This window comes from Thalassotalea sp. SU-HH00458, from assembly GCF_040362795.1.
GTDB classification, from domain to species: domain Bacteria; phylum Pseudomonadota; class Gammaproteobacteria; order Enterobacterales; family Alteromonadaceae; genus Thalassotalea_H; species Thalassotalea_H castellviae.
The window spans coordinates 518,983-531,544 of sequence record NZ_BAABWW010000002.1 but is presented as its reverse complement, the minus strand read 5'-3'; the positions used below and the strand labels follow the sequence as shown (position 1 = coordinate 531,544).

Annotated in this window: 6 protein-coding genes; 2 read left to right on the top strand and 4 right to left on the bottom strand. The window is 38.9% G+C overall.

Annotated features, from left to right (window positions below; genetic code table 11):
* The first annotated feature begins 606 nt into the window (after positions 1-606).
* Positions 607-1,803 (top strand): serine hydrolase domain-containing protein, encoded by a 1,197-nt coding sequence (locus tag ABXH06_RS05250; protein WP_353517513.1) that lies wholly within the window; start codon positions 607-609, stop codon positions 1,801-1,803.
* Positions 1,804-2,322: 519 nt separating this feature from the next.
* Positions 2,323-4,380 (top strand): S8 family serine peptidase, encoded by a 2,058-nt coding sequence (locus ABXH06_RS05245; RefSeq protein ID WP_353517512.1) that lies wholly within the window; start codon positions 2,323-2,325, stop codon positions 4,378-4,380.
* Positions 4,381-5,116: 736 nt separating this feature from the next.
* On the opposite strand, the gene ABXH06_RS05240 is transcribed toward ABXH06_RS05245, so the two are convergent.
* The 4 genes from ABXH06_RS05240 to ABXH06_RS05225 form a co-directional block, all read right to left on the bottom strand.
* Positions 5,117-7,588, bottom strand: a complete 2,472-nt coding sequence (locus tag ABXH06_RS05240) for a S8 family serine peptidase (RefSeq protein WP_353517511.1) — start codon at positions 7,586-7,588, stop codon at positions 5,117-5,119.
* A gap of 273 nt (positions 7,589-7,861) precedes the next feature.
* Positions 7,862-8,500, bottom strand: a complete 639-nt coding sequence (locus tag ABXH06_RS05235) for a response regulator transcription factor (protein WP_353517510.1) — start codon at positions 8,498-8,500, stop codon at positions 7,862-7,864.
* On the bottom strand, positions 8,497-9,219 hold the full coding sequence (locus ABXH06_RS05230; RefSeq protein ID WP_353517509.1) for a sensor histidine kinase: 723 nt from the start codon (positions 9,217-9,219) through the stop codon (positions 8,497-8,499). Before ABXH06_RS05230 ends, ABXH06_RS05235 begins: the two co-directional genes overlap by 4 nt.
* On the bottom strand, positions 9,212-12,559 hold the full coding sequence (locus ABXH06_RS05225; protein WP_353517508.1) for a protein kinase domain-containing protein: 3,348 nt from the start codon (positions 12,557-12,559) through the stop codon (positions 9,212-9,214). The genes ABXH06_RS05230 and ABXH06_RS05225 overlap by 8 nt, the downstream gene beginning before the upstream one ends.
* Positions 12,560-12,562: the final 3 nt, after the last annotated feature.

Below are 12,562 nucleotides of genomic sequence, written 5' to 3'. Positions count from 1 at the left end.
TCGGTTAGGGCTTTTTTGTATCTATTGTATATGGAACTGGCCTACTGATGAATCAGTCGCTAAGCAGGTTTGGCAGTTCGACTCCGGCAGTCGGCACCATTCCTTATTTGGAGAAAAGCAGCCCTAACTTCGGTTAGGGCTTTTTTGTATCTATTGTATTGGAACTGGCCTACTGATGAATCAGTAGCTAAGCAGGTTTGGCAGTTCGACTCCGGCAGTCGGCACCATTCCTTATTTGGAGAAAAGCAGCCCTAACTTCGGTTAGGGCTTTTTTGTATCTATTGTATATGGAACTGGCCTACTGATGAATCAGTAGCTAAGCAGGTTTGGCAGTTCGACTCCGGCAGTCGGCACCATTTTCCCCTGCTTAATTCGGCATATTTCGTTTGAGTTTTTTAGCTATTATATTAAATAATAGTTATCGATATTTTGTGTAAAATCGCATAAAAATAGGAGTTTTAGGTGTATGATAGTGCCCTTAATCATCAGTTCTTGTTTAATCTATTCTCAAGAGAAATAAATACATTACTTAAAAAATATATGTTTCCCTTTTTATCTAGCAACTTACTCGATAGAATCACCTCCTTTTTAAAAGGGGACATAGTCGTGTTTACTCGAGTTCATTGTATTTTTTTCCTTATTTTTTTCAGTTCGCTTTCACAGGCTAAGCCACTTGTTGAGGTAAATAATGAATTTTCAGCGCATGTCGCTCAACAACTCCAAAAATATAGTATTCCGGGTGCAGCTTATGTCATTGTAAAAAACAACAAAATTATAGCCCTAGAAACATTTGGTTATATTGACAAAGAAAAATCTCAACCTATTGATAAAAACACTATATTTCGTTTAGCGTCGGTTTCAAAGACCTTTGCGTCAACGATTACAACGATGCTAGCACAAGAGCAAGTAATCAATTTATCCGATCCTATTACTAAATATGTTCCACATTTTTCATTAGCAAAAAAAGGGGCTGCAGAAAAAATTCAACTTAAACATTTATTAAGTCATTCAAGTGGATTGATGCCAAATGCTTATGACAACTTACTCCACGAAAACTGGAGTATGGATAAAATTATTGGTCGTTTTAATCGAATAGCCCCTATTTGCCAGCCTGAGAAGTGTTATGGGTATCAAAATATACTTTATGGATTGTTACAACCTGCTATTGAAACGAGTCAAAATAAAAGCTACTCAACGTTACTGGAAGAAAGAATTTTTAAACCGCTTAAAATGAATGATAGTTCTGTAGGTATTGAAGAGTTCAGTCAACAACAAAACTCAGCTAAACCTCACGTACTCAGAAAAACTACCTTATCCAAGCATAAAGATAAACATGGCAAAAAATTAAAGACTTATACTTGGCGTAAAGTTAATGTCGAACCTGATTTTTATAACGTTGCTCCTGCGGCGGGCGTTAATTCGAGCATTTCTGATTTAGCTCAATGGTTAATTGCAAATTTAGGACATAACCCAAAAGTTATATCAGAGAAACTTATCAAAGAAGTCACAACTCCACGAGTCAAAACCAAAAGAGATTTACGAAGAAGATTTTGGCGTGAACATTTAACTGATGCGCATTATGGTTATGGTTGGCGAATATATCAATTAGCCAACACTGAATTAATATATCACTCGGGTTGGGTAGAAGGTTTTAGAGCGGATATAGGTTACTCACCAAATTCAGGTATTGGTTTTGCAATACTTTTTAATGCAGAGTCTAATGCCATTAATCAAATTTCTAGTCATTTTTGGTCTCAAACTCATAGGCAATTAAGCTCAACAAAAAGCATAGCCAGTTTGTGATCAGTCACTGAGTTGGTTTGACCGTTTAAATCTCAAATAGATTCTGCTCAGCACCTAGCTTCAATTTTGGTTGATGCTTTTAGTTTCAGCGCTTATCTTTGGGGAAAGCTATTTAGGCGAAATGGGCGAAAAAACGTTAACAGCAATAGCTGCATTTATTATTGCCATTGCACACATTAAAAATTATCAGCTCTGCAATAAAATTAACGTTTGCCCATGTGGGAAATAACACTGTATTTTACAATTAATTAACAAGTTTTTCTTTTGTTTTAATTTCGGACTTAATTAGTGAGAAAAAGTGACTTTAGCAATATAACTAATAGCATTCAATCAAACACTATCTCAATACCTAACAAACGTGTTGCCTGCAAAGAAGAGTCAATCGACTGCCCGTACTTTATTAACTGCAATTTCACTAACTAAGGGATAAAAAAAACAAAAACAGGGGTTTATCCTGATACCTTTCCTAGCTAGTTTTAGGGACAGTGACTGAGTCAACTATTTTTTATAGGAAGTATCATGAACAAAAAATTACTAGCGATTACTATCTCAGCACTTACAGCTTTTAACGCAAATGCCGATGCCATTTTAGGTTCAAAATTACAAAACATTTTGCCAACCCTCACTGGCCAAACGAAAGTCATAGTCTCCACTTACGATCGTGAAGAAATGGAACATGTCATGGCAACACTAAATGTTCCCTACTTATCATTAACCACATTACCAATGGCTGGTGCTTCGTTATCAAAAGCACAAATCCAACAACTTTCAGCCGATGCACGAGTAAAAAGTATCTATTATGATGCGGCACTTGAATATTACAATTACACTTCAGGTGAAGTTACTGAAGGGCATTATATCCATGATATGGAGGGAGTTACAGGCGCAGGTACAACTATTGCGGTGCTTGATTCGGGAGTTGATGCTACACATCCAGATTTAAAGTTGGGCGAAAAAACAATTCAAAACGTAAAAATAGCGGGCGATTTAGATCTTGCTGGTGGAATGAATTTATTTTTAGAAGCCCAACCAAACACAGACACCAGCTCAGGTCATGGTACACACGTAGGTGGTACTGTAGCTGGCTCAGGTGAAGCATCACGCAATGATGAAAGGCGTGCTTTTTATCATGATGGTATTGCCCCTGGTGCTAAACTTGTCGGGTTAGGTGCCGGCGAAGCAATTTCTATACTTTACTCTTTAGCTGGTTTTGACTATGCCATTGCTAATAGCGATCGTTATAGCATTGACGTTATCACCAATAGTTGGGGAGGTGGCGATGGCAATAATTTTGATCCCAACAACCCTATCAACCAAGCGTCGTATACTGCTTATAAAAAAGGTATTGTTGTAACATTTGCCGCGTCAAATAGCGGGCCTGATGACAACACCTTAAATCAATATGCCATCGCACCTTGGGTTATTAATGTGGCTGCAGGCACACCAAGTAAAGGCCTTGCAGATTTTTCAAGTCGAGGCGTTGCGGGTGATTGGATTAAAACACCTGACATTACCGCACCTGGCAGTGGCATAGTATCAACACGTGCAGTAAATACCCCTTTACCAGCACTAGGACCAATCATTGATCCAGCACATCCTGAGTACCATGTTTATTATGCCTCAATGAGCGGAACGTCAATGGCAACCCCCTTTGTTGCTGGTGTTGTTGGCTTACTGTTGGAAGTCAACCCAGATTTATCACCGGATCAAATAGAAAGCATTTTAAAGCAAACTGCTGATGCTATGCCTGACTATCAAGTACATCAAGTTGGTGCTGGTTATATCAATGTTAAGAATGCCGTTGAACTGGCCAGAAATACTGTTGGCGAACGAAATGACTTCATGAACGGCGATACTGACTGGTCGAGTCAAGGTGAGTGGTTAGCCACTAGCGAAGATTCAAATGAAATCAATTACTTGAGTAAATGGAAATCCGTTGAAAGTGAGCTAAGTGATGATAATTCATTTAAGAAGTCTAAAAGTAAAAAATCCGAAGCTTCTTTTAGCTTTATCGGGGATAGTATCAAAATAAACTATCTTTCTTCGCGTATAAATGGTCATGCAGAAGTGTTTGTCGACGGAAAAAGTAAAGGCATGATTGATTATTATTCACCAACCAAAGCAGTGAATACTTTTGCCATACGAGATTTAGACCCGAATCAGGTGCATTCCGTTACGTTAAAACATGTAAACGGTAGGATTACTTTTGACGGTGTTGAACTTGACGGTCAATTAGTTGCTGCGAATACAAGTATTGAAAACCTTGAATCGCAAATTTCAGGCACGATGGGACCTTCGGCAGAAAACGTTCAAGTGAATGATCACCTTATTGACGTTTTGGACAACACTTCTTTGGTGAATGCCGTTTTAAGTTGGTCGGGTGCTGCTGATTTAGACTTTGAACTTGTCGGTCCTAATGGTGATGTGGTTGCAAACAGTGCTTCTTTAGAGAATCCGGAAGAAATTAGTTTTCGTCCATCATCTGCTGGTACCTACTTTTTAAGAGTAAAAGGTTACATAAGTATAACAACTGACTACACTATTGACCTTACCATGTCGAATATGTACGAAAATTAATATCCGTTGGTATTACTATTAAACGGCACATCATGTGCCGTTTTTTTATACTTGTTATTCTCTCTATTTATTACTTACCTTATTTATTACTCTCTAAATTTTTTCTAACGTGTGATCCCGCGATAAGAAAAAAGGCTCCGCTATTTCATCGTTATATCTATTATAATAGTTAATAAAATTGGCCTTCAAAAGACATTACCATAAGCTATTTAAGACCAGTAACTCGAATATTTGACTTCAAATGTGTAAGCGTAAAACAAGCGAGAATGATTCACGCAGTAAATAACACTGATCCGACCCTGTCCCCTAAAAACTACCAGTACAATTTAGACAGCTACCTACCTTCATATAATGTCAAAAATAACTGGATTAAATACCAAAAAGTAACGAGTTGAGAAGCACTGAGGCAAGATTAAAGCTAATCAGGACTCTTTGACGTCATACAGACTGTATTAAAACAGCAAAAATAATAATCAGCCCGTTATCGCGATAGTAATGCGCTACTCAACATGGCTTTTTTGGCAATCAGAACCACTACTGGCAGCCATGTATCTAAATAATTCTATTACTTAATGCTTATTTAAAATGAATCAAAGCTATGGAAAGACTAAGAAAAGGTAATTCATTGAATGGCTTCAAACAGTTGACGAAAGCCATTTTAATTGAACATTGAAAAAAAGCCCACTAAAAAATTAGTGGGCAAAGTTCATTGTGGGGAGATTTTAGGGTGACTTATTTATTCTTGGTAGTTATTAAAAAATCGTGAAATAGCAACGGCATAATCTGCGCGGCTAATGGCATTGTTACCTTCAAAACGAGCTGTAATTGTTGGCTCTAGTTCGTAAGCGGATTGCTGAATATCAAAATACGCATTTAAAATACCTAAATCCAACGCTAGTTGTACATAGCCTTTAAGTTCGTTAGGAATACTGTACTGATCATCAATTACGATGCGTTGATCTTGGAATATAGCCGTAATTTCACCAGAAAAACTCTCTGCGGTGTCTTGTAATGCCAACGATTGCACCAATGAGTATGCTAAATCATTTCGACTGACAGAGCCTAAAGGATTAAAAAATGTAGGCTCACTTTTCATTACCGGAGCTGATTGTTGCACCCGATCTCGTAACGCACCACCTTGCTCTTTTACAGCATTTACTGCGGCTAAGTAATGATCGTTTACATCAGTAAATGACTTGTTAGCTGCTTGATGTGATTGACGAATACCTGCACCTAAAGTTAAAAAGTCAGCTAATGCTTGTCTTGTTAATAATTGATCAGGTTTAAACCCTATGGTTGTTGCATCAACAAGTTCTTCACTAACTGCATATTCGATATATGGTTTAGCAGGGTGATTGACGACGTCATCAAGCCCAACATAACCATCTGTTTTAATCAACTTTATGAACACTGGAATATCACCAGGTACTGCATATCCGTTGGTTGCGCCAATAGGATCAACATCTACCCCTGAAATCCCCCCTATGCCATGTGCTTTTAATAGCCAATCACCCGCTTCGGCTGGTGCGGTAACTGCAATATTTTGGCCTAAAACAGGTAAGGCAATACTAGAGCTGTATCGCTTACCAGACGGACTTGTTAACGATAAACCTACGGTATTCTCTGATATATTAGCACGCACCATCATCATCGATGCTTCACTATTCACAGGTACAATAATGCCATTGTTTTCACCTACGGGAGAAAATGGCACCGAATCTTGATATTCAGCTTGAACTGATGTTTGTGCATAACTATTAAATTCACGATCTTGTTTAACCGTTTGGCCAAAAGCTAATTCAGAGTTTGCCACTGACTTAACTGCAGCATAAGCATTAACGTAACCTGCACCAACTTCCCAAGATTCTCTACCAGGCATATTTGTCGCTGTTGCCTGCAAAATGTGTTTTACTTCACGCCAAGTCAAGTTAGGATTGGCTTCTAACATTAAAGCAACAATCCCCGAAACATGAGGCGTGGCCATTGATGTTCCACTCATTGAAGTATAGTAAGGCACATGATTCGCATCCATGATCTCACTGTCATCTGCAATACTTAAAGCACTTAAACTTGATAATGATGCACGCGTAGATATAACATCAACCCCCGGTGCTGTAATTGTTGGTCGGTCTTGCCAATAAAATGATTCACCCTCTACAACAACCGTTCCTCCTTTTCCTTTTACGCCTCGCGAACTAAAATCAGCTAACTTACCTGTTTTATCGCCCGCAGCTACTGTGATCACCCATGGCGCTTTTTTGAAATTCCCGGTAATGGTAGCTTCACCGCTACCTGAATTTCCTGCTGAAAAGACCACAATTACGCCTCGATCTGACAAAGCTTTAGTTGCAATATTTGTTGGATGATCAGGATTAAAATCAGTACCTGTATCACTGGTACTGCCAAATGAATTGGAAATAACACGTATGTTATAGTCATACTGATGCGTTAAAGCATAATCAAATCCACCGATAGTATCGAGAATGAATAGCCCTGCGCCTGAGCCATATCCAACTATTTTCGCTCCAGGTGCTACACCTTGATATTTGCCACTTGACATAGCACCGTTGCCACCAATGATGCCTGCAACGTGAGATCCATGCCCCCCTGCAATATCAGTATTTGCCGTATCTTCTTGATAAGTGATAGGTAAAATATCAGATAATGAATGTAGGTTTGTTTGAGCAAGTACATTTTGTACAACATGATTTGGATATTTAATGTCGCTGTGAGTGCCATCGACACCAGAATCATTGACGACCACTCCGATACCACGACCTGAATATGGCACCCCCATGTTACGCATCGAGGCATCATCACGTAATCTGTTTACACCAGTTATTTCAGTAGAACTTTCATTTTCAAGTGTCAATGGCGCGTTGTACCATATTGAACGGACATTCTCAGCCCCATAAATCTCATCTATTTGAGCTTTCGTTGCTGTAATGCCAACAATAGGTAACTGTTTAAAACTGACACCACCAACGATACCTGCTGACTCAAGTATTTGTAGTTGTTCTGCGCCAATCGCTCCGCTACCATTAAATGTTACAATAACTTCAAACACTTCATGTGCCTGCGCGTTAGTTAAAATCCTTGTAAGTTCTGGTCCTTGAGATTTAGCATTTGCATGCATAGTCATCACGCTTAAACCCGCGCCGAGTAGACCTGCAAGTAATACTTTATACTTTAGTTTTATTTTTCGCATTAGATGTTACCTTATTTGTATTTAACATCATGAGCATGTCAAACAATAAGGAGGATAGAAATCAGGGAAATCCCCCAGAAGAGATAAAATAAATCACCTGAATATCAGAAAAATAAGCTCTGCTGACTTCAACACCATGTTAATTAATACAATCGATTGCGAATAAATATGCTTATTAGAGAAGGCTCAACAGGTCGAGCTATTGGTTTAAGCCGAGTGACAAACCGGCAATACTTTATGGCTGTATAAAGGCACAAACATTAAAAATCAAACTTATATCAAGAGGTGGTTTTTCGCTGCATATCGGACAAGTTCAGCAGCATTTGCAACCGCGAGCTTTTCCAACACTTTTCCTCGATGATTTTCTGCTGTTTTTACGCTGATATCGAGGGCTCTGGCAATGTCTTTCGTAGTTTTCCCTTCAATAATTAAATGGAAGACTTCGCGCTCTCGGCTTGTAAGGTTTTTGTATGGATCTTGCCAAGTTTGAGTAGGTTGACTGTATTGAGACGCCAACACACTAGCTGCATATTGGCTAAAATAAGTTTTTCCTGAAGCAAGTGCTTTCACCGCATCAATGAGCTCATCGCTGGCGCTATCTTTTAGCAAATACCCAGAAGCCCCAGCTTTAACCATATGAATAACATATTCTTGTTCTTCATGCATAGTTAAAACAAGGACTTTCGCTTCAGGTAAGTGTTCATGCAGTCGCTTTACCGCTTCCATACCGTTCATTTCAGGCATACTGATGTCAATTACGATCACTGTTGGCTTGAGTGCTAACGCCTGATTAACCGCTTGAACACCATCGGCTGCTTCGGCGACAACATTTATCTCTTCATCTCGACTCAGTAAACTCACCAAACCTTGACGCAAAATGGTATGGTCATCGGCTATCAATACATTGATCAAGTTGCCTCCTTACCTGTAACTAAAACTTTAATTTCGCACCCTAATGACGGCTGCGTCGCGATAGTTAAATGCCCACCAAACGCAGCAACTCGGTCTTTCATCGCACTTAAGCCAAAGCCTGTGTCGGCAGTCTTATTTGTGATGTCCATTCCGATGCCATTATCTTTCACTTTTATCATAAAAAACCCTTGAGTCGCGATAAGATTAACAGAGATTAATTCAGCATTGGCGTGTTTGATCGCATTCGTTAACGCTTCTTGTATCACTCGAAAGGCCAATGTTTGCATATCAGCATCTAAGGTATAATTTACTTGGTGATGCAAATCAATGGTTAACGATTCTGGCTCAGCCATTATTCTTACTAACCATTCAAGTGCGGGTATTAATCCTAAGTCGTCTAATATTCTCGGTCGCATTAATCGGGAAAGTGTCCGGGTATCCGCTAATGCTTGTCTCGCTAATTCAATACTAGTGGTAAGATCATTCCCTTCATTATTTTTCTGCGTTTGCTGTAGTTGATTAATTAGCGCAGTGAGCAACTGACCCACACCATCGTGCAATTCGCGCGCAATATGTTTGCGCTCATCTTCTTGCACTCGCCATACTCGTTTTGCTAAGCCTCGCATTTGATCGTTTCCAGTGTCCAACTGCTGTGCAATTTGACGTTGTTTTTCATTTAACTGGACAATCAATTGTGATATTTCAATCTTATCAGTCATGGCGAATATATTCCTGTAACACGTCCTGTAAATCAAAATAGTTTAATTGATTAAGGAAATTTTTTTGCTTTTCTGTCGGGAGATTAGCACTCAAATCACTTAGTTTTTTAATCACCAAAGCATGGTATTTATCGGGAGATTGTTGTGTTGCTATCGCCAGTTGGGCACGAAGGCGATCAAACTGAAAACTTCGCCAATAACCTCCCATTTTACGCAACAGTAATTCAGCATTGCGCAGCGTTACTTTTAACGCAGACCAATCAGCATTAAAATATTGTTGAACGGCAAGTAACTCTAAATATTCAATATACAAATATTGATTTAACGAAAAATCAATATCACTAATAGCAGCAAGGTATGGGGCAATATTTCGTTTCCCTTGTTTTAATACAAAGCGAGCTTCGTTCATTGCTTGACGAATCAGCAAGGTTTGATGAGCAATATCCTCACTGTCGCTTTGAAAGTCATTGGCGGTTGCGATGGGCAATTGCATGCGGACACTTTGTTGCCTTAAATACTTAAATTTACTTTTATATTCTTTGTTACCATACTCTTCAATAACCTCATTGATAGTATCAAGATAATGCTCAGCTTTTTCGCTATCACCAATTTGAATTGACCAGTCAGCCAGCCATAAACCAAACTCTGCCATTGCTCTCACATCTTGAATATTTTGGGCTTGCTTATAAACCACAAGCAACTCGTCAATACTGGATTGAAAGTTTCCTTGAATAAATGATAATAACGATAAGTAACTGCGCGAGACGAGTGACTCTTCAATACTATTTAGTTGCTCCGCATCTTTTAAGGCGTTATTAAATAAATGATATGCGTTGCGCCAATTTCCTTTAGCTAGCTCTAATTGCCCTAAGCTTTGACGGACATGAACAATACCGAGGGGAAACTGTATTTTTTGATATAACTGCTCTGCTTGGCGCCAATACACTAAGGCATGTTGGGCATCTTGTAGCATAAAGAACATGAAACCAATGTTATTCATACTCTCAGCTTGCAATAATTGATTGTTTAAGTTTTCACGAATTTCTAATGCTTGGCGATAATAGTCGAGCGCTTCTTGATACAAAGCCTGCTCTTCTGCTAATACACCTAATTCGTTATAGTTATTAGACAAACCTTCTTGATCATTAAGTTGTTGATAAATATTTAAACTTTTAGTTAAGTAAGTATTAGCTTCATTGTACTCACCGATGGATAAATGCATAGCCGCTAAATTTGTCATAGTCGTTGCAGCTCCAGCCAAGTTCCCCGCAGCAGTACGAGCTGTTAACGCTTGTTGATAGTAGTCAAAGGCCAAGTCAATTTCACCTTGTTGTCCATATACCACACCAAACGCATTTAACGCTTCGCCTTCTTGGTAGAGATTTTTTAGCTTTTTGGCTGTCACTAATGCTTTAACAAAGTATTCATCTAGCGCTTTATCAAAATTACCTTGCAAAAAGGCTCCTTTGCCTAACATAAACCAAGCTGTTGGGTGGTGAGGGTCAAGTTTCACAACATCAAGTAATAAAGCTTCCATTTCAGCATGTTGTTCTGTGTATAAATAAAACTCTGCCAACATCATTTTTAAGGCGATATCATATGGAAATGCATTTACTAGTGACAAATAATCCGTTTGCGCTTCATCAAGTTTACCCGCTAAGTCATTTAATCTTGCACTGGCCAATGTTGTAACATAGGAAAATGTCGTACTCAGGTTTGCCGCTTTTGCATAAGCCTCTTCTGCTTCTAAGGTAAGGTTTTGTTGTAAGTATAACTCCCCTTGCTGTAGCCATATTTCTGCTGATTGTGGCGTATCATTAAGCAGTGACGTTAGTGATTCTTGTGCTAATTCAAACTGTCCATCATGGATATATTGTTTTACCGGAAGCAATGCTTTAAGCGTATTTTCATCAAAATGTAAGTTATGCTCCCCACTGTCTTGAGGTTTGAATTTCAATTGAATTGCTTCCAAAAAGGCCTGTGTACTTTTCCGCCACACTTGCTCATCAAATGGAATAGTCACAAGGTGTTCATTGGTAATATTAAACCCTTTGGCTGACAGTAGATTAAAGTTAATTTCTTGTTGCTGGTTCCCGCTAACCACAATATCAAATTGAACAAATACATCCACTTTAAGTAAGTCTGCTATCAACTCAATTTTAGCATTTGATAAGGGTAACGTTATCCCAAGCTGGTTTAATAATTGTGTTAATCGTTCTTGGTTAATCACACGTAAATAAGGTAATTCAACAAGCTGGTAGCTTATATAGCGAGAATAATCCCTCAGTAAGTTCTCGTCATTCGTACCCGTAGGTAAAACAGCAATGCCATAATGATCTTTAGGTTGACGATCGTCAGAAGGTAAGTATTGAAAAGAGGCAAAGGTGACGATAAAAATAAGAACAGACAAGATAGCGATTACCCCAGCTATCTTTTTATTATTGTCGGGTTTTACCTCTTCTTGCAGCTGCGAAAATTGCTTGGACGCCTCTGCAACATTGCGAGGCCTGGCTAAAGGATCTGGTGAGATCAATGAAAGCACCCATATCGCTAGGTGTGAAAGTTTAGACTCTTCGGTTGAAAAAGTTAATGAACGCGTTTGCTTACTCGTTATTAATTCATCTAAATTTTTGCCTGAAAAAGGTAAACTAAGACAGCACAATTGGTAACTTATCACACCTATCGCATATAGATCAGTGGTAGCATTAATTTTTGCCGATTGTAGATATTCAGGTGGCGAATAATAAGGGCTTGCAGAAATAACACCTGCCTTCTGGCTACCACCCAACACCGACAGACCAAAGTCAGCAACAAACACTCGACAATTTTTATCTAATAACACATTGTCAGGTTTTATATCTCCATGTGTTATCCCCGCCTGTTGAGCAAAGTCAATTGCTGCCATTAATTGGCTGATAATTGACAGTTTATCGTTAACTGACAAACGTTCCTTCGCTAATGCACTTTCTAAACTTTCTCCGTCAATCCAGTCCATGGTAATAAAATGAAGCGTTTCTTGCTGGTAATACTCATGAACACGAATAATATTAGGATGGCTTAATTGGCGAACTAACAATAGCTCATTTTTAAAATCGACTATTGCCTTTTCATTAGCGCTGAGTGCTGGATGTAAGACTTTAATCGCGACAGGTATAGAGAGTTGTTTATCCATTGCCCGATAAACAACTCCGTGATTTCCTTGCCCTTGAATGGCTTGAATTTCAAAACGCCCGACTAAACAATCTCCAGGCGATAGTACCTGAGAAATTTCTATTTCTTGTGTTTTATTGAGCAGATCTTCGTCATGCGAGACACTAGCAGGTTCTTCAGTTTTGCTCATATC